Here is a 16,893-nt window from a genome sequence, read left to right as displayed (position 1 = left end):
TGCCTCCGAACTGGGGCGCCGCCGTCGTACGTTCAGCCTGTCAGCTGCGGAAGTTGACGAACTGCAGGTCAGCCTCGTCGAAGTCCTTCAGCAGCGCCATGACGGACTGCAGGTCATCGCGGGACTTCGAGGAGACGCGGAGCTCGTCGCCCTGGATCTGGGACTTGACGCCCTTAGGTCCTTCGTCGCGGATCAGCTTGTTGATCTTCTTGGCCAAGTCCTGCTCGATGCCTTCCTTGATGGAGGCCTCGAGGCGGAATTCCTTGCCGGACGGGTACGGCTCGCCAGTGTCCAGGGACTTCAGCGAGATGCCGCGGCGGATCAGCTTGGACTGGAGGACGTCCAGAACGGCCAAGACGCGTTCCTCCGAGTTCGCCTTCATGAGGATCTTCTCGCCGCTGAAATCGACCTCGGCGCCGACACCCTTGAAGTCGTAGCGCTGGACCAGTTCTTTCTGTGCCTGGTTCAGCGCGTTGGCCACTTCCTGCTTGTCCACTTTGCTTACGACGTCGAACGTTGACTCGCCTGCCATGATTCTCCTTGTGCCGGTGGTTGCCCTGAAATTGGCTCTGCAGGGCGTGGATCTCTGCATTCCAGCCTAATACGGATGCCCCGGCCGTGGCTTGTTCCTTATTCACAGTTCCCTCATAGCGGACGCACGGCGGGAACGAAGCCGGGCGATGGAGAGTTGAACGAGTTGGAAATAGGTCGAAGGGAAAGCCATGCAACACAAAGCCGTCCGTTACGTCACCCGAACCACCGCCGCAGCTGCGGGCGCTGTCGCCACTGCTGCCACGTCAGTCGCCGCTGCAGCCCTGGCAGGCTCCATCATTTTCAGCCCGGTCCCGGATGCCTCGGCCCGCATGGAGGGTGTGAGCGCCGATCTGCTGCGGGCGGTCCAGCTGAACCAGATCACCGAGGAGCAGGCCGTGAAGTTCGAGGCAAGGCTCGCCGGACGGATTCTCGGCGAGGCCTGATCCGCCGTCGAAATCCCCGGATTTGCGGGGCTTTTGGGCTGGTTTCGAACCGCCCGGAGCCTCGATTCGATTCTTCGGCAGAAGTTCTGTAAAGTTGTCTTGCCCGCGGTTACTGGAAGCGGAACGGCCCGGAAACGGACGTTCTGACCACTGCAGCCGGGGGTGATCTTCTTTTGAAGTTCGGCAGATTACCCGAGCGGCCAAAGGGGGCTGACTGTAAATCAGCTGGCAACGCCTACGGGGGTTCGAATCCCTCATCTGCCACCCAAGGAAAAGCCTCCGGAACCACCAGGTTCCGGAGGCTTTTTTGTGCCCTGAACCTGTATCGGCCTGGCCTTGTCCGCGGACTCGTCGACGGCTCCTGGCAGGGATTCGGGTTTCCCCGCCTTACGGTCTTTTCCCCGCGGCGTTGCAGGGGGATTTGACCACGGCGCGGGGAAAAGTGGCGTCGAGACTCTGCCAGCAAACCGTCGTCGACATCAGCGTTGGCCCCGGCGTAGGCTGGCACCATCGGCGCATGTGTCCCCGATGGCCCCGCGTCGATACGTCAATCGATGAAGGAGAACCATGAGCGTTGTACGTGAATTTATGACCACGGATGCACAGTGTATTAAGGAGCATGAGTCCCTCGCAGATGCCGCTCGGATGATGTTGGATCTGGATTGTGGATCGCTGCCGATCTGCGGCGATGACGGCAAGTTGAAGGGCATGATCACCGACCGCGACATTGTGCTGAGGTGCGTTGCCGCCGGCCGTGATGCCCGCGAGATGCTGGCCGGCGAGCTCGCCACCGGCAAGCCCTACTGGGTTGACGCCGATGCCAGTATTGACGCCGCCATCGCAGTCATGGAGCGGCACCAGGTCCGGCGGCTCCCGGTTATCGTCGACCACAAGTTGGTCGGCATCATTAGCCAGGGCGACATTGCCCGCAACTACTCCGAGGAGCGCGTGGGCGAACTGGTGGAGCACATTTCGGAACGCCACCCGATGTCTGCCTAGTCAGACAAATTCCCGCATTGCCTTGTTCGCGGCTCCTTGCCTTGACGGTTCGGAACCGCGAACAAGCTTCGGAAAGGCTGGCCCGCGTACCCGGCCGGACCGGCCTGACTCAGTGCGATCTAGTTCAGCGCGATCAGCAGCATCTGGTTGGTCCCCGGGATGCAGGTCTGCAGGATGGCCCTGGGGAACCCGCCGAAAACCCTGATGACATCGTTGGTGGTTCCCGGGTTGGGGACTTGGCCCCGTGCCGTCGCCGTATACGTTCCGTAGCCCGGGATGCTGACGGTCTCGCCCACACCGATGCCGGAGAAGCGCGCCCACCCGCCGCAGAAGTCATGCTCCGTGATGAACAGCGAGTAACCGTCGTTGGGTGTGTAGTGGATGGGCCCGATGCAGGCGTCCACCATGGCCTGTCCGCCAGCGCCGGCGACATAGATAGTGCGGACAGCGGGCGCGGCCTGGACCGGCGCCGGGGCGGGAATGTAGGCCGGTGAAGCAGCAACGGGTGCGGCCGCGGCCGGAGCGGGCGCCGGAGCGTAAACTTCGACGGCGGGACCAGTCAGCTTCAGCGTCTGGCCCGGGACGATGATGCTGTAAAAGCCCAGCCCGTTGGCGGCCAGCATCGCGTTCGTGTCAACGCCGTACCTGGCCGCGATCCCACCCACCGTATCGCCGGGGACAACCGTGTAGAGGTTGGGATCGCCCGCGGGTGCCGGAGCAGGTTCGGCAGCCGGTGGTGGGGGAGCCTCGGCCGGAGATGGAGCCGGCGCGGCTTCCGGCTGCGCGGTGTCAACGGCCGCATTGCCAAACTGAACGGCCCCAACATATGGTGCGTCCAGGGGCACCGCAGCCAAAGGCCGGGTCACGCGCACAACCGGCGATGCCGCCGTCGTAATGGCGTCCGGTGGCGGCGATAGCTCTGCCGTGGGGACCGGGCCGGCCAAAGCGCCGACGCCGAAGGCGGAAATCACGGCGGCGGTGGCCATGCCGGCCCACAGCTTATTGCTGATCGGCCGGCGGTCCGGTGACAGGAGATCGGCCCGAGGGACGTCGGTTTCAAAATTTCGGCGGGGTGGTTCGGAAGGCTGTGGGGTCAACTGGTACATGGGTGGCCCATCGCAGGTCGGTCCGGCAACAGGGCGGCAGGGGTGCCGCGAATTCCAGTGCGGGACGGATCGAGGTGTGATGCGCTGCGCGGTCCCGGTCTGTGAACGGAACCGCGCACGGAAGCGCATGATGGGAGCGCCCGCATACCCAGAAGATACGGATACTCCGCTATGAAGCGGCATCATCCACCCCAGCTCGGAGGATGCGCCGGCAACTTTGTTTGGCCCTAGGAACTTCGAGTCTAGGAAGCTGCGACAGGCCCTGCACGAGTAGGCATTACCCGAATTTTTCCACCGAGTACTTGGCCCCGCAGCGCCATCTACTCGCGGTCATGACGGCGGCAACCCGGCGACCACTCGGTGACCAGCCGCCGGCCCGCTGCACATTCCTATTAGGTGGGGCGGTCCTTGAGCTCGGCCACCTCGCGCCGCAGCGCAGCGATCTCCGTGACCAGGCCGGCCAGTTCCGCCCGCAAGGGTTCCTCCACGGACTCCGCGGCAGCTTCCGTGGACTCCTCAACGCGCTGGACCAGCCACGACGCGATGGACGCGGTGACCACACCGAGCACGGCAATGCCGCTCATCATCAGCGCCGAGGCCACCAGCCGGCCGATCGGCGTCACGGGGTACATGTCGCCGTAACCCACGGTGGTGATGGTGGTGATGGCCCACCAGAGAGCGTCGCCGAACGTCAGGATCTTGGCGTCCGGGGCCGACTGCTCCACGTCCAGCACCGCCAGCGCACCCACAAAGACCAGCAGCGCAGCTGACCCGGCCACATAAGTGACCACTCGGCCCCTGAGGGTTTCGCCGACGGTCCGGTGCAGCACCGAAAGAAGCGTGACCAGCCGGAGCAGGCGCAGCGGGCGGAAGAACGGAAGTGCCACGATCAGGAGTTCGTGCAGGTTCCAGAAAAACCAGCGGCGGCGGTCCGTGGCCAGCCACAGGTTGGCAGCGTAATCAACAGCGAAAATAGCCCACGTCAGCCACATCAGCGTCTCAAGCCATTCCGCGCCGCCGCGCTCGACGCGGCCAATCACCTGCCACGCATACGCCGTCAGGAACACCAGTGCCGTCCCCATCAGCGGCCACTCGGCGAGGTCCCGGTAGCGTTGTTGCGTCATGGGCCACATCCTACTGGGCCGCCCCGTCCTGCGGACTTGCCAGCAAGTTACTGACGGGTAACATTGGAGGATGCACCTGCTTCTGCGAACCCTCCTGATGCTGTTCACGTCCGCCCGCCGCTCCGCACTGACCATCTGGGACGCGTCGTCCCTGCCGCTGCGCGTCCTGCCCACCGACATCGACATCGCCCTGCACGTCAACAACGGCATGTACTTTTCCCTCATGGACCTGGGCCGGTTCGACCTGATGGTCCGCAGCGGCGTCTGGAAGACGATGCGCCGGCGCGGCTGGAGTCCGGTGGCGGCGGGGGAAACCATCGCCTTCCGGAAATCGCTGCAGCTGTGGCAGCAGTACAGCATCGAAACAAAGATCATCGGCCTGGATGCCAAGGCCATCTACTTTGAGCAGCGCATGGTGTCCGGCGGCGAGATTTACGCGCGTGCCTACATCGCCACCCGCCTGGTCAGCAAGGGCAGGCCGGTGAGCCAGGAGGAGATCCTGGGCGAGTTCGGGCAGCCCCCGGCGGACCTGGTGCTGCCCGAATGGATCCACGAGTGGCGCGAGGCCAACGCCCTGCCCGGCAGCCGGACGCCGGCGCCGCACCATTGGGACAGCCTCACCCCGGAACCCAGGGCCTGAGCGCCGGTCACCCGGACAGCTACGTGCCGACGTCGCGCCTGTCCACCGCGAGCGCGGCCAGGGCCACCAGGGCTGCCGAAATTCCCCAGAGCCACCCGGCCGCGGCCCAGTCCGCGCCGTTGGCCACCGGGGAATTTCCGTAGGCCCAGTTGTAGGGGCTCAGGTTCAGCAGCCACTCGACGTCCGGGCTCTGCCGGCCGACGGCGTTGAAGACGTAGCCCAGAACGCCCACCGCGGCGCCCGCGGCCTGCCCGTACGTGCGGCGGCCGGAGACGGCCCCGGCGCACAGGGCCGCCGTGCCGCTCAGCAGCGCCAGGCCAGCGAAGAGCACCGCGGTCCCGAAGAGGTTCTCGGGCCGGATGGCCAGCTGGGCCGAATCAGTGAGCAGCCGGACCAGCACAAAGACCAGGGCCGCAAGCAGCACCACCCGCAGGAACAGGGACAGTGCCCGTTCCAGGACCACCTGGACGCGGGTCACCCCGTGGGCGAGGGTCAGCTCCAGCTGGCCGGATTCCTCGTCGCCGGCTACCGCAGCCGCGCCCCATCCAACGGAGGCGATGGTCATCAGCAGGAAGCCGATCAACCCGAACAGCGTGGCCTGGGTGTACCCGGGACCGGTGGCGATCTGGTCATAGTTCAGCGCCTTCGTCATCTCGGCCGGGAGGGCATCGACCATGTCCTGCATCTGCGCGCTCCCGCCGATGGACGGGTACAGCGGCAGGTACAGGAACGTGGCGGCGGCCAGGCCGGCGGCCCACGCCACCGTGGAGCGCCAGGAATCAAAGAAGGCCCGGCGGAACAGCGGCAAGGTGGTGGTGCTCATCGCGCGGTCTCCGCCGTGCCGGACACCGCCGGGTCCGTGTCTGTAGGACTTGAGTACGACTTGAGCACCGACTCCTCAAGATCCGGTTCCTCCAGCACCAGGTCCGTCAGCTCCAGGGTGCCCAAGGCCCTGACCAGCGGCTGGATGGCCCCCTCCACGGTGGCCGAAAGGGTGACGCTGCCGTCGGACTCCAGCACCTCAACATGCCCGACGCCGGGCACCCCACCCAGCAGCGCGCCGGCGTCGTGCGCTGTTATTCCGTTCGCGGTGAGCCGCACCCGGCGCACCGCACCTTCCCGGAGCCCGCTCACCGACTCGACGGCGATGATCCGTCCGTCCCGGAGGATCGCCACCGCGTCCGCCGTCTGCTGGACCTCGCTGAGGACGTGGGAGCTGAGGAAGATGGTCTGGCCGTTGTGCTGCGCCTCGCGGACCATCGCATGGAATTCCTGCTGGACCAGCGGATCCAGGCCGCTGGTGGGCTCATCGAGGACCAGGAGCTCGGGGTCGTGCATAAACGACTGGACCAGGCCAAGCTTCTGCTTGTTGCCCTTGGACAGCTTGCGCGTATGGAGGTCCAGGTCGAGTCCAAGCCGATCGGCCAGGCCATCGATCCTGCCCGGGGCCACCGGCCCACTGATGGCCTGGTAGTGGGCCAGGAGTGTCCGGCCCGTAACCCGGCCCTCGAGGAACAGCTCACCCGGAAGGTAACCGATCCGACGTCGGAGCTCCGGACCTCCCGCACGGGGATCTTTGCCCAGGACCCGGACCTCCCCGGAGGTGGGGCGGATGATGTCCAGCAGGCAGCGCATGGTGGTGGTCTTGCCCGCGCCGTTGGGGCCTATCACGCCGAACACGGAGCCTGCCTCGACGCTGAAATCCACCCCGTGGAGCACCTCGCGCCGGCCGAATTTCTTGGTCAGGGCGCGGATGGAAATCGCGGCGGCCATGCGCCCTCCTGTGTGCGGCAGTCGGCGGCTGATGACCCCAAGGGTAGGCCCCGCATGGCCCGGTGTACACGGTCCCGCACCGGATATTCCCGATGACGCGGGGAGCGAACAGGACACACCCGGCCGGGACATCCGCCTGCGCCTCGCGTACCGTTGAAGCATGGCTACCCTAGACATCACAGGTGAACAGTTCGCATCGACCATCGAAGGCAACGACATTGTCCTGGTGGACTTCTGGGCTGAATGGTGCGGTCCCTGCAAGCAGTTCGGGCCCACGTACAGCGCCGTGTCGGAGAAGCACTCCGACGTCCTCTTCACGAAGGTTGATACCGAGGTCGAGCAGCAGCTCGCCGCCGAGGCCGGCATCACGTCCATCCCCACGCTGATGGCCTTCCGCGAAAAGGTTCTCGTCTTCTCCCAGCCGGGCGCCCTGAATGCCCAGCAGTTGGAGCAGGTTGTTGACGCCGTCAAGGCCCTGGACATGGACGAGGTCCACGCCCACGTGGCGCGCTCGCAGGCAGAAGCCGCCGCAGCCGCGGGCAGCAACCCGGCAACCGCGGGAACGACGTCGGGCCCCCAGGACGGCACGCAGATCCCCGGGGCGTAAGCCCTCCTAGCCCGCTTAAACACCATCGACTGCTCCGTAAAGGCCCTTTTGAACGTTCAAAACGGCACTTACGGAGCAGTCGATGGTTAAGGAGTTACAGGCGGTCCAGCTGCACGGGCTCGGCCAGCAGCGCGCTCAATGATTCATTCAGGTCCTGGACGGCGGTGCCCTTGGCGTGCTTGGCCAGGTCTTCTTCGGATTCCCACTGTTCCGTGAGGACCAGCTTCTCCTCGGTAGCCTCGGTCAGCTCGTAGCGGATGCAGCCGGGCTCGTTCACCACCTCGTCGATGGCGATTTCCAGGGCGAGCTTCACGCGGAAGAACTCGCCGTCGTTGGGGATGAACGTTGCCTGCAGGTCGATGGGTGCACTCATGGATTTCACAATACCGGGCCGCCGCTGCCTTTTATTGCAGTGGGCCTGTTGGTAGCGTGCCAGCATGCGCGCTTATACAGCCGGGGACACTGACGTCCCGCTGCTCGAGGAGACCATCGGCACGAACTTTGAGCGGGTGGTGGCCCGGTTTCCCTTCCACGACGCGCTGATCGAGGCCGCGCCGGTGCCGGGCGCTGACGCCCGCCGCTGGAGCTACACGAAAATGAACGACGACGTCGATCGCCTCGCGCGTGCGCTCCTCGCCTCGGGCGTGGCCAAGGGGGACCGGGTGGGCATCTGGAGCCCGAACTGCGCCGAGTGGACGCTGCTGCAGTACGCCACGGCCAAGGCCGGCGCCATCCTGGTGAACGTGAACCCGGCCTACCGGAGCCACGAACTGGACTTTGTGGTGAAGCAGAACGGCATGCGGATGCTGGTGACGGCGCCGTCGGACCGGAACAGCGACTATATAGGGATGGCGCGCCAGGTGCTCGCTGGCTGTCCGGACCTCCGGGAACTGGTGTTCCTACCGGATCACGGCATGGACGGGCTCGACGCCGGTGACCCCCAAAGTGACGGGGAGCTGACGTACGCCGAGCTGCTCAAGCGGGCTGACGCCGTCGGGCATTCCTCCCTGAAGGCCCGCATGGCGGAACTGGACCCGCACGATCCCATCAACCTGCAGTACACGTCCGGGACCACCGGCTTCCCCAAGGGCGCCACGCTGACGCACCACAACATCCTGAACAACGGCTTCTCCATCGGCGAACTGCTGGGCTACACCGAACACGACCGGGTGGTGATTCCGGTGCCGTTCTACCACTGCTTCGGGATGGTGATCGGCAACCTGGCGGCGCTCAGCCACGGCGCGGCCACCATCATCCCCGGGCGCGGTTTTACGCCGGCTGCGGCGCTGGAGGCGGTCCAGGATTTCGGCGGGACGTCGCTGTACGGCGTGCCCACCATGTTCATTGCCGAGCTGGCGTTGCCGGACTTTGCCTCCTACGACCTGGCGACGCTCCGCACCGGCGTCATGGCCGGATCCGTGTGCCCCATCGACGTGATGAACCGGGTGATCTCGGAGATGCACATGGTGGATGTGGCCATTTGCTACGGCATGACCGAGACCTCCCCGGTGTCCACCATGACCCGGAATGGTGACACCCTGCAGCAGCGCACCGAGACCGTGGGCCGCACCATGCCCTTGCTCGAAAGCCAGATCGTGGACCCTGGTTCGGGAGAGGTCCTGGAGCGCGGCGAAATCGGCGAGCTGTGCACCCGGGGCTACGCGGTGATGGCCGGGTACTGGGCCCAGCCGGACAAGACCGCGGAGGCCATCGACGCCGACCGCTGGATGCACACCGGCGACCTCGCCCGGATGGACAACGACGGTTACGTGGTGATCGAAGGCCGGATCAAGGACCTGGTGATCCGCGGCGGAGAAAACATCTACCCGCGCGAGATCGAGGAGTTCCTGTATAGCCACCCGTCCATCCGGGACGTGCAGGTGATCGGCGTGCCCGATGCCAAGTACGGCGAGGAACTGATGGCCTGCATCATCCTCACGCCGGGCGCGGAACCGCTGGACGCTGCTTCAATCGCGGACTTCTGCCGCGGGAAACTGGCACACTACAAAATCCCGCGCTACGTGGACGTCCGCGAAAGCTTCCCCATGACCGTCTCGGGGAAGATCCGCAAGGTGGAGATGCGCGAGGAAGCGGTGGCCCGCCTGGGGCTCTGAGGGCCGGCAGTTGCTTCGAACGTTGGGGCCGCAAGTGTCCGTTCGCGCTGTATGTGACCGGCATTGAGCGCGAACGGACACTTGAGGCCCGAGACTTCGAACTCAGGTTCCCGGGGTCACCCCAAGCTGTGCCAACAGTCCGGCAATATCGTAGTAGCGGCGTTCCTCAGTGACTTCCCCGTCAGCATTGAACGTCGAGAAGACAGCCGCGTTATTGATGACGGATTTTCCGGTAGCGGGAATCTCGCCGCCGGGCGATGCCATCGGCCCCTGGTTCGTTCCGCGCAGGGTGTACTCGGCTGCGAACGTCTCGCCATCCTGGAACAGGGGCCCCACGGTGAGGCTGACATCCGGGAAGGCCCGGATGAGTTCCACCATGTCCTGCTCAATGGCGTCCCGCCCCTTCAGCGGCTGCGGGTAGAGCGGGTCGTGGACAACCGCGTCCGCGGCATAGAATGCCGCGAAGGCCTTCGCATCATGAGAGTTAGCGGCCTCCAGCGACTTGGCAATTGCGTCTGCGCTCATCATTTGCTCCTTGAATGGTCCTAGTGTCCGCTGTTCGGGACAACTCCAGCCTGCCCGGCTCCAATGCCGGGCGGATCGGTCAACTGACCCATTTCGTCGCCCATGCCGACGCGCCCGCCAGCCGGGTCCGTTGCGGCCGCGCCCGTAGTTCCATCCCTCTAGGGCACGGCAGTGTGAAGTGCTGTAATTGAAGCGTGACGCTGGAGGAAGTGACAGCGAGGGGCTACGCGGCACTGGAAGCGGGGCGGTGGGCGGATGCGCGCGCGGCCTTTGAGGAGGTCCTCTCGGGCACCGGCTCGCCGGGCGCGCTCGCAGGCCTGGGCGACGCCCACTTTTTTCTCGGCGACCTCGGTCAAAGCGTCCGCTGCCGTGAGCGCGCCTACGCTGCCAGCCGCCGTGCCGGCAATGTTCCGGAGGCGATCGATTCCGCTGTGTGGCTGTGCCTTGTCTACGGGATGTCCCTTGGCAACGAGGCCGCGGCGCGCGGCTGGCTGGCACGCGCGGAGAGCTTGGCCGGGCCCGACGACGGACTGTCCCTTGCGTGGGTTGATTACTGTGCGGCGCTGCTGGCCACGGATGCCCATCGCTGCCGCGACCTGATCGAGCGGGCGCTCGCAACGTCGCATGAGTTGGGCGACCCGGACCTGGCAGTCTGTGCGCTGGCCGAGCGCGGGGTGGTCCTGGTCAAGGGTGGGGAGGTCGAGGCCGGGCTTCGCTGCGTGGACGAGGCGATGGCCAGCGCCCTGGGTGGCGACGGAACGACGTTCTACACGGTGGTCATGGCGAGCTGCTCGATGCTGACGGTCTGCGACCTCCTCAGCGACCTCGGGCGGGCCACCCAGTGGTCGCTGGCTGCGGATGACTATATGAGGACCTACGGCTGTCCATACTTATACGCTCAGTGCCGCATGGTCCACGGGCGGGTGCTCCTGCTGACGGGTCATTGGTCCGAAGCCGAGGACGAGCTGCGGCATGCGGCGGCGAGTACAAGGGACGTCTTCCCCGGTATGTACCACCGGGCCGTCGCGACCCTCGCCGAGCTCCGTGTGCGCCAAGGGCACTTCGACGAGGCCAGGGCCTTGATCGAGCGGATCGGCGCTCCGGTCGAGGCCAGCCTGGTGGCGGCGGGCCTGGCCCTCGGAAGCAACGAACCTATAGCAGCCGTGGCCCTGGCAGAGCGTTGGCTCCGTTCGGAAAATGAGGGTACCGGCGAAACCGTTCCGCCATTGCACGCCGGCGGGCACCGGACCTCCCTGGAAACAGCGAGCGCACGCAGCCTGCTCGTGGAGGCACAGCTGGCAGCAGGAAACTCCGCTGCCGCTGCAGTGGCTGCCGAACACCTTGGCGACCTTGACGCCAGCGCCGGAGGAGTACGCCTGGTGTCTGCGCATGCTGCCCTGGCCAGGGGCCGGGTTGCAGCCGCCGAGGGCCGGCTGGAGCCTGCCACGGGCTACTTTGAAGACGCCCTCAAATGGTTCGGGCACTTGGAACTCCCGCTGGAAACCGAGCGGACGCGGCTGGAACTTGCGCGTGTTTTAGTCCAAGGCCAGCCTACGCTCGCTATTTCCGAAGCCCGCGCTGCGCTGTCAGCGCTGGACAGGCTGGGGGCGTCCCATGATGCCGATACGGCAGCGGCACTGCTGCGATCGTGGGGCGCCGGGGGCCGGTCCGTTCCCCGCGAGGCCGGCATTCTCACCCGGCGTGAGCATGAAATCCTGGGGCTGCTGGTTGAGGGCTATTCAAATCCTGAAATTGCGGGGCAGCTGTTCATCAGCAGCAAGACAGTGGCCCACCACGTCAGCAGCGTGCTGGAGAAGCTGGGCCTCCGCAACCGTGCTGAAGCCGCAGTTTACGCCGCCCGCCTGGGCTCTCATTAATTGGGCTGCCGTCGGCTGGCGCAGGGGAACGCGGGCCAAGGGTCAACGGCGGGCACGAACGGACACTTGTGGCCCCGCGCGCTGAGCCTGTATTGCCCTGAGGCCAGGCCCTACTCCGGCTGCGAGACGAGGTCGAAAGCCGCAGGCCGGGGCATGGGGAGAACTTCCCCATCCCGCAGGGGCGTCGGATTTTCGGGGCCCTAAGTGTCCGTTCGCGCTGTATGCAACCCGCGTTGAGCGCGAACGGACACTTGAGGCCCCGCTGCTGAGCCCCTGCTCAGCTGATGTTGCGGTTGATGGTCCGGACGCCCACAACGAGCCCGACGGCGGCCGTCACCGATGCGGCGAGGAGGCCCAGGAGCGTGTCGGTCCCGACGCTGCCGGCGAACAGTTCCCGCTCGGCGTTGACCAGGTACGTCAGGGGGTTGAAGAGGCTGGCCACCTTCATCCAGTCCGGCCCGGCCTCGATGGGCAGCATGATGCCGGACAGGATCATCAGCGGGAAGAGCAGCGTCTGCTGCACACCCCAGAATATCCACTCTTTGTTCTGCGAGACGAGCGCCAAAGCGTACGAAAGCGCGCCGAGCCCGATGCCGAAGATCCCCAGGATGACCAGGCCGAACAGCACGTGCAGCGGGTAGAAGACAAAGCCGAACGGAATGCAGACCAGGGCGATCAGCAGCCCCTGCACCACCAGCGGCGCCCACTCCTTCAGCGCCCTCCCGATCATCAGCGAGGAACGGGACAGCGGCGTGGCGAGGATCCGCTCGTACGAACCGGTCATGAGCTCGTACTGCAGGTTGGAGCCGGTCATGGAGGTGCCGAACAGGGCAATCATGACTACGACGCCGGGCAGGAACCACTGGAGCGTGGATTGGCCGCCGAATGCCGGTGCGCCCACGGCAGCACCCAGCAACGGGCCGAAAAGTCCCAGGAACACGAGCGGCTGGAGCAGCGAGAAGACCAGCGAGAACGGGTCCCGCAGCGGCAGCAGCATCTCGCGCCAAAAGACGAACTTGGTGTCGCGGAGGACCTGGACCAGGCTTGGTTTTTGCACGTCCTCGAAGGTGTGTTGCACGGCCATCAGCGGTTTGCTCCTTCCCGCAGGTTGCGGCCGGTCAGTTCCAGGAACACGTCGTCCAGGGTGGGTGGTTTCAGCTCCAGGGACTGGGCGGGAGCGCCGGCGTCGTTCATCTGTTGCAGCAGCGCCGGCGCCAGCCGGGCGCCTTCGGTGAGCCGCAGGCGGAAGCGGACCACGCCGTCGGACGAGTTTTCGTTGACCTCACCGCCCGCGGCGGCCCGCCCCAGCAACCCACGCACACCTGCGGCGTTCTCTGCCGCAACCTCGACGGCAAGCAGGTCACCGGCGAGGTTGGCCTTCAGCCGGGCGGCGGTGTCATCGGCGATGATCTGGCCGTGGTCGATCACAATCACGCGCTCGGACATCGAATCGGCCTCGTCCATGTAGTGCGTGGTCAGGACGATGGTGGTGCCGTGCTCGGCGCGCAGCCGCATGATGTGGTCCCACAGGTTGGCCCGGTTCTGCGGGTCCATGCCGGTGGACGGTTCATCCAGGAACAGCAGCCGCGGGGAATGCATCAGCCCCAGCGCCACGTCCATCCGCCGCCGCTGCCCGCCGGACAGCTTGACCACGGTGCGCTTGGCGAGGGAGGCCAGGTCCATGGATTTCAGCAGCTCCTGGGCCCGTGCGGCGGCATCCGTGGAGTTCATGCCGTAGAAGCGGCCCTGCATGATCAGTTCGTCGATGACCCGGAAGCTGTGGCCGCCGCCGTTGCCCTGGCCGATGTACCCGATCCGCGCGCGTACGCCGGCCGGGTCCGCTGCGACGTCCACCCCCGCGACGGTTGCCGTGCCGGAAGTGGGCCGGAGCAGCGTGGTGAGCATTCGCAGGGTGGTGGATTTGCCCGCGCCGTTCGGGCCAAGGAAAGCCACAAGCTCGCCCGGGGCAACATCGATGTCGACTCCCTTGACGGCTTCTACCGTTTCCTTCTTGACGGTGAAAGTTTTTGTCAGCTTGTCAGTGTGGATCATGGGTGACTCCAGAGAATGCGGAATTCCGGGGCTCTGGTGCGGGCTCCATGGCGCCACGCTATACCCATCCGCGGCCCGAGTCCACGCTCAGGAAGCCACGGAAAACGGCCCACGCAAAGACCGCGCGAACGGACAATTGAGGCCCCGCGGCTGGCCCCGCCCGGATGGCGCTCAGTGCCGGCGGTGGTCCTGGATGGTCATCCGCGGCCCGAACGTGGGTTTGCGGAAGCCGCTCAGGCCGATCATCCGGACCACCCGCTGCCGGTGCCCCGTCCACGGCTCAAGCAAGGCCAGCATGCCCGCGTCATCCGTCCGGCGGCCGGTCAGCGCGGCGCCCACATACGCGGCGAGGTGGTAGTCGCCCACCGCGATGGAGGCCGGGCAGCCGTGGGTCCGCTGCACCACTTCGGCCGCGGTCCACACCCCGATGCCGGGAATCACCTGCAGCTTGGCTGCCGCCTCCGCCGCCGGCAGGGCGGCCAGCCGTTCAAGCGCGACGGCGGATCGCAGCGCCCGCATGACGGTCGCCGAACGCTGGGGTCCCACGCCGGCCTGGTGCCATTCCCAGGAGGGGATGCGCAGCCACTGCTCCGGGGTGGGCTGGACGCGGAGCCCTTCGGGCGCGGCGCTTCCGGCCGCCGGAGCCGGTGAGCCGAACCGGTACATCAGGTACCGGTAGCCGCGGCGGGCCTCGATGACGGTGACCTTCTGCTCGAGGATGGTGGGCACGAGGCAGTCAACCACCCGCCCGGTGGAGGGCAGACGGAGGCCCAGGTTCCGGCGTCGGGCGTCACGGACCAGCCGGGGGAGGGTGGCCCGGAAGTCTGGCTCGTCAAACGCCGACCAGTCGTCCTCGGCGCCCAGCAGCCGGGGCACCCCGGCGAGTCCGGCGGCGGAACCGGGTCCCCAGGCCTGCGCATCAACAGCCCCCTCCGCAGCAGCGGTGAGGCGCAGCGTGACTGGGCCGTCCGGCGTCGTAAACGCCGTCCATAACCCGTCCGGCCCGAACGAAAACGACGGATCTCCGGTACCCCGCAGGAGTATGCCCAGCGTCTGGTGCAGGCTGTACGGGCCGTCCGGATTCCAGCGCAGGGACGCATCCGCGGCGGCGGCAAGCCGGGCGGGGGCGTCAAGGATGGTCATGTATTTATGGTCCCACGGTGGGCTGACAACGTAGCTTCCCCGAACCACTTTCAGACCGAAGGTGCCAGGACTAGACTCCATCGTGTGGCGCGGGGAGTCCGCGTCTTCCCCTCGCATTCAAAGGAGCATGCTGTGGCTGGAGTTGTGCATTTCGAAATCCCCTCCGATGACAAGGAACGCGCCAACACCTTCTACCAAAGCGCGTTTGGCTGGACCCTGACCCCCATGGAGGAGATGGACTACACCATCGCCACCACCACGCCGTCGGACGAACAGACAGGCATGCCGAGCGCGCCCGGGGCCATCAACGGGGCCCTGACCCCGCGTACGGACACCCTCAAGACGCCCGTCATCACCATCGATGTGGAGGACGTGGACGCCGCGCTGGCGCAGGTCGAATCCGCCGGCGGTACCGTAACCCAGGCCAAGGACGCCGTTCCGGGCATGGGCTACTACGCCTATTTCAAGGACACCGAAGGCAACACCCTGGGCCTCTGGCACACAGATTCCTCGGCAGGGACCTGAGCCCCGGGCAGGACCTGCGGCGGCAGGCGGTAGCTTTGTACCTATGAAGTACGCGCAGTCCGTTCTGGACCTCATCGGAAACACGCCGCTCATCAAGCTCAACCACGTGACGGAAGGCCTCAAAGCCACTGTCCTGGTCAAGCTGGAATACATCAATCCCGGCGGTTCCATCAAGGACCGCATCGCGGTGAAGATGATCGAAGAGGCCGAACGGACCGGCAAGCTCCTGCCCGGCGGGACCATCGTTGAGCCGACGTCGGGCAACACCGGCGTGGGCCTGGCGCTCGTGGCCCAGCAAAAGGGCTACAAATGCATCTTCGTGGTGCCGGACAAGGTGGGCGAGGACAAGCGCGCCGTGCTTCAGGCGTATGGCGCCGAAGTGGTGGTCACGCCCACCTCTGTCGCCCCGGACAGCCCGCAGAGCTACTACAGCGTCTCGGACCGCCTGGTCACGGAGATTCCGGGCGCCTACAAGCCGGACCAGTTCTCCAACCCGGCCGCCCCCCGCAGCCACTACGAGACCACCGGGCCGGAAATCTGGAATGACACGGACGGCCGGGTCACGCACTGCGTGATCGGCGCCGGCACCGGCGGCACCATCACGGGCACCGGCCGTTTCCTCAAGGAGATCTCGGCGGACCGTCCGGTGGCCGACGGCGGCCGGGTCAAGGTGATCGGGGCGGACCCCGAAGGTTCGGTGTACTCCGGCGGCACCGGGCGCCCGTACTTTGTCGAGGGCGTGGGCGAGGACATGTGGCCGGCCAACTACGACAAGAGCGTTCCTGACGACGTCATTGCCGTCTCCGACGCCGATTCCTTCGCCATGACCCGGCGGCTGGCCCGCGAGGAAGGGCTGCTGGTGGGCGGCTCGTCCGGCATGGCGGTGGTGGCCGCGCTGCAGACCGCCCGCGACCTCCCCGAAAGTGCAGTGGTGGTGGTCATCCTCCCGGATTCCGGCCGCGGCTATCTGGCCAAGATCTTCAACGACCAGTGGATGCGTTCCTACGGCTTCCTCTCCGGCGGCGAAGAAGCGTCCGTGGGCGAGGTCATCAAGTTCAAGACCGGCGAGCTGCCGGACCTGGTCCATATCCACCCCAACGAGACCGTCCGCGACGTCATCAACATCATGAACGAGTTCGGTGTCAGCCACATCCCGGTCCTCTCGCAGGAACCGCCGGTGGTCATGGGCGAGGTCCTCGGCGCCGTGGATGAACGGACCCTGACCTCCAAGCTGTTCCGCGGCGAGGCCAAGCTGACGGACAAAATCTCCGAGCACATGGGGCCCCGCCTGCCGGTCATCGGTTCGCTGGAAACCATCTCCGCAGCCCGCGAGCTGCTCTCCGACGTGGACACCGTGATGGTGACCTTCGTCGGCGCCCCGGTGGGAATCCTCACCCGCCACGACCTCCTCGCCTACCTCAGCAACTAGCC

Annotated in this window: 18 protein-coding genes and 1 tRNA gene; 9 read left to right on the top strand and 10 right to left on the bottom strand. The window is 66.2% G+C overall.

The genetic code is table 11. The features are described from left to right. Positions 1-40: 40 nt before the first annotated feature. A complete protein-coding gene (locus AC3IT0_RS16375; protein WP_056344649.1) occupies positions 41-532 on the bottom strand; it encodes a YajQ family cyclic di-GMP-binding protein in 492 nt (163 codons plus the stop codon). Positions 533-722: 190 nt separating this feature from the next. Between AC3IT0_RS16375 and AC3IT0_RS16370 the strand changes: the two genes are divergently transcribed. From AC3IT0_RS16370 to AC3IT0_RS16360, 3 genes are all read left to right on the top strand, one after another. Continuing rightward, positions 723-977 (top strand): hypothetical protein, encoded by a 255-nt coding sequence (locus AC3IT0_RS16370; protein ID WP_489320744.1) that lies wholly within the window; start codon positions 723-725, stop codon positions 975-977. Positions 978-1,159: 182 nt separating this feature from the next. Then, positions 1,160-1,241, top strand: a tRNA-Tyr gene (locus AC3IT0_RS16365). Between the two features lie 303 nt (positions 1,242-1,544). Beyond that, positions 1,545-1,976 carry a CBS domain-containing protein gene (locus AC3IT0_RS16360; RefSeq protein ID WP_489320743.1) on the top strand — a complete coding sequence of 144 codons (432 nt, stop codon included), beginning with the start codon at positions 1,545-1,547 and terminating at the stop codon, positions 1,974-1,976. A gap of 119 nt (positions 1,977-2,095) precedes the next feature. On the opposite strand, the gene AC3IT0_RS16355 is transcribed toward AC3IT0_RS16360, so the two are convergent. Next, complete coding sequence (locus tag AC3IT0_RS16355) at positions 2,096-3,082, bottom strand: LysM peptidoglycan-binding domain-containing protein (protein WP_489320742.1); 987 nt, start codon at positions 3,080-3,082, stop codon at positions 2,096-2,098. Between the two features lie 392 nt (positions 3,083-3,474). Beyond that, positions 3,475-4,206 carry a potassium channel family protein gene (locus AC3IT0_RS16350; RefSeq protein WP_489320741.1) on the bottom strand — a complete coding sequence of 244 codons (732 nt, stop codon included), beginning with the start codon at positions 4,204-4,206 and terminating at the stop codon, positions 3,475-3,477. 70 nt (positions 4,207-4,276) lie between these two features. Here AC3IT0_RS16350 and AC3IT0_RS16345 point away from each other — a divergent pair, with 70 nt between their 5' ends. Beyond that, on the top strand, positions 4,277-4,846 hold the full coding sequence (locus AC3IT0_RS16345) for an acyl-CoA thioesterase (RefSeq protein ID WP_489320740.1): 570 nt from the start codon (positions 4,277-4,279) through the stop codon (positions 4,844-4,846). Between the two features lie 19 nt (positions 4,847-4,865). Here the strand turns inward: AC3IT0_RS16345 and AC3IT0_RS16340 are convergent, their stop codons facing one another. Next, the gene (locus AC3IT0_RS16340) at positions 4,866-5,669 is read right to left on the bottom strand and encodes an ABC transporter permease subunit (protein ID WP_489320739.1); all 804 of its coding nucleotides are present in this window, start codon (positions 5,667-5,669) and stop codon (positions 4,866-4,868) included. Continuing rightward, the gene (locus AC3IT0_RS16335; protein WP_489320738.1) at positions 5,666-6,619 is read right to left on the bottom strand and encodes an ABC transporter ATP-binding protein; all 954 of its coding nucleotides are present in this window, start codon (positions 6,617-6,619) and stop codon (positions 5,666-5,668) included. Before AC3IT0_RS16335 ends, AC3IT0_RS16340 begins: the two co-directional genes overlap by 4 nt. A 160-nt stretch (positions 6,620-6,779) precedes the next feature. Here AC3IT0_RS16335 and AC3IT0_RS16330 point away from each other — a divergent pair, with 160 nt between their 5' ends. After that, positions 6,780-7,226, top strand: a complete 447-nt coding sequence (locus AC3IT0_RS16330) for a thioredoxin family protein (RefSeq protein ID WP_489320737.1) — start codon at positions 6,780-6,782, stop codon at positions 7,224-7,226. A gap of 94 nt (positions 7,227-7,320) precedes the next feature. Here AC3IT0_RS16330 and AC3IT0_RS16325 read toward each other — a convergent pair whose 3' ends face one another. Then, on the bottom strand, positions 7,321-7,599 hold the full coding sequence (locus tag AC3IT0_RS16325) for a putative quinol monooxygenase (RefSeq protein ID WP_489320736.1): 279 nt from the start codon (positions 7,597-7,599) through the stop codon (positions 7,321-7,323). A 64-nt stretch (positions 7,600-7,663) separates the two neighbouring features. On the opposite strand from AC3IT0_RS16325, the gene AC3IT0_RS16320 reads away from it, so the two are divergent. Continuing rightward, complete coding sequence (locus AC3IT0_RS16320; RefSeq protein WP_489320735.1) at positions 7,664-9,340, top strand: AMP-binding protein; 1,677 nt, start codon at positions 7,664-7,666, stop codon at positions 9,338-9,340. Between the two features lie 102 nt (positions 9,341-9,442). Here the strand turns inward: AC3IT0_RS16320 and AC3IT0_RS16315 are convergent, their stop codons facing one another. Beyond that, positions 9,443-9,865, bottom strand: coding sequence for an ester cyclase (locus AC3IT0_RS16315; protein WP_489320734.1), 423 nt, complete (start codon positions 9,863-9,865; stop codon positions 9,443-9,445). Between the two features lie 194 nt (positions 9,866-10,059). Between AC3IT0_RS16315 and AC3IT0_RS16310 the strand changes: the two genes are divergently transcribed. Then, on the top strand, positions 10,060-11,742 hold the full coding sequence (locus AC3IT0_RS16310) for a LuxR C-terminal-related transcriptional regulator (protein WP_489320733.1): 1,683 nt from the start codon (positions 10,060-10,062) through the stop codon (positions 11,740-11,742). A gap of 277 nt (positions 11,743-12,019) precedes the next feature. On the opposite strand, the gene AC3IT0_RS16305 is transcribed toward AC3IT0_RS16310, so the two are convergent. From AC3IT0_RS16305 to AC3IT0_RS16295, 3 genes are all read right to left on the bottom strand, one after another. Beyond that, complete coding sequence (locus tag AC3IT0_RS16305; RefSeq protein ID WP_489320732.1) at positions 12,020-12,826, bottom strand: ABC transporter permease; 807 nt, start codon at positions 12,824-12,826, stop codon at positions 12,020-12,022. Beyond that, positions 12,826-13,794 carry an ABC transporter ATP-binding protein gene (locus AC3IT0_RS16300; protein ID WP_489320731.1) on the bottom strand — a complete coding sequence of 323 codons (969 nt, stop codon included), beginning with the start codon at positions 13,792-13,794 and terminating at the stop codon, positions 12,826-12,828. The genes AC3IT0_RS16305 and AC3IT0_RS16300 overlap by 1 nt, the downstream gene beginning before the upstream one ends. A gap of 171 nt (positions 13,795-13,965) precedes the next feature. Further along, positions 13,966-14,937 (bottom strand): DNA-3-methyladenine glycosylase family protein, encoded by a 972-nt coding sequence (locus tag AC3IT0_RS16295; RefSeq protein WP_489320730.1) that lies wholly within the window; start codon positions 14,935-14,937, stop codon positions 13,966-13,968. A 132-nt stretch (positions 14,938-15,069) separates the two neighbouring features. On the opposite strand from AC3IT0_RS16295, the gene AC3IT0_RS16290 reads away from it, so the two are divergent. Then, the gene (locus tag AC3IT0_RS16290; RefSeq protein ID WP_489320729.1) at positions 15,070-15,462 is read left to right on the top strand and encodes a VOC family protein; all 393 of its coding nucleotides are present in this window, start codon (positions 15,070-15,072) and stop codon (positions 15,460-15,462) included. A gap of 43 nt (positions 15,463-15,505) precedes the next feature. Beyond that, entirely contained in the window at positions 15,506-16,891 is a 1,386-nt protein-coding gene (locus AC3IT0_RS16285) for a cystathionine beta-synthase (RefSeq protein WP_489320728.1), read from the top strand. Positions 16,892-16,893 lie beyond the last annotated feature (2 nt).

Source organism: Pseudarthrobacter sp. KH_020_B (assembly GCF_057840185.1).
Note: the sequence above shows the minus strand (reverse complement) of the source record. Positions and strands in the feature narration are given on the sequence as shown.

Excerpts from the sequence above, each read along its gene's own strand:
- AC3IT0_RS16375 (WP_056344649.1), bottom strand. The coding sequence starts at position 532 with ATGGCAGGCGAGTCAACGTTCGACGTCGTAAGCAAAGTGGACAAGCAG.
- AC3IT0_RS16370 (WP_489320744.1), top strand. The coding sequence starts at position 723 with ATGCAACACAAAGCCGTCCGTTACGTCACCCGAACCACCGCCGCAGCT.
- AC3IT0_RS16360 (WP_489320743.1), top strand. The coding sequence starts at position 1,545 with ATGAGCGTTGTACGTGAATTTATGACCACGGATGCACAGTGTATTAAG.
- AC3IT0_RS16355 (WP_489320742.1), bottom strand. The coding sequence starts at position 3,082 with ATGTACCAGTTGACCCCACAGCCTTCCGAACCACCCCGCCGAAATTTT.
- AC3IT0_RS16350 (WP_489320741.1), bottom strand. The coding sequence starts at position 4,206 with ATGACGCAACAACGCTACCGGGACCTCGCCGAGTGGCCGCTGATGGGG.
- AC3IT0_RS16345 (WP_489320740.1), top strand. The coding sequence starts at position 4,277 with ATGCACCTGCTTCTGCGAACCCTCCTGATGCTGTTCACGTCCGCCCGC.
- AC3IT0_RS16340 (WP_489320739.1), bottom strand. The coding sequence starts at position 5,669 with ATGAGCACCACCACCTTGCCGCTGTTCCGCCGGGCCTTCTTTGATTCC.
- AC3IT0_RS16335 (WP_489320738.1), bottom strand. The coding sequence starts at position 6,619 with ATGGCCGCCGCGATTTCCATCCGCGCCCTGACCAAGAAATTCGGCCGG.
- AC3IT0_RS16330 (WP_489320737.1), top strand. The coding sequence starts at position 6,780 with ATGGCTACCCTAGACATCACAGGTGAACAGTTCGCATCGACCATCGAA.
- AC3IT0_RS16325 (WP_489320736.1), bottom strand. The coding sequence starts at position 7,599 with ATGAGTGCACCCATCGACCTGCAGGCAACGTTCATCCCCAACGACGGC.
- AC3IT0_RS16320 (WP_489320735.1), top strand. The coding sequence starts at position 7,664 with ATGCGCGCTTATACAGCCGGGGACACTGACGTCCCGCTGCTCGAGGAG.
- AC3IT0_RS16315 (WP_489320734.1), bottom strand. The coding sequence starts at position 9,865 with ATGAGCGCAGACGCAATTGCCAAGTCGCTGGAGGCCGCTAACTCTCAT.
- AC3IT0_RS16305 (WP_489320732.1), bottom strand. The coding sequence starts at position 12,826 with ATGGCCGTGCAACACACCTTCGAGGACGTGCAAAAACCAAGCCTGGTC.
- AC3IT0_RS16300 (WP_489320731.1), bottom strand. The coding sequence starts at position 13,794 with ATGATCCACACTGACAAGCTGACAAAAACTTTCACCGTCAAGAAGGAA.
- AC3IT0_RS16295 (WP_489320730.1), bottom strand. The coding sequence starts at position 14,937 with ATGACCATCCTTGACGCCCCCGCCCGGCTTGCCGCCGCCGCGGATGCG.
- AC3IT0_RS16285 (WP_489320728.1), top strand. The coding sequence starts at position 15,506 with ATGAAGTACGCGCAGTCCGTTCTGGACCTCATCGGAAACACGCCGCTC.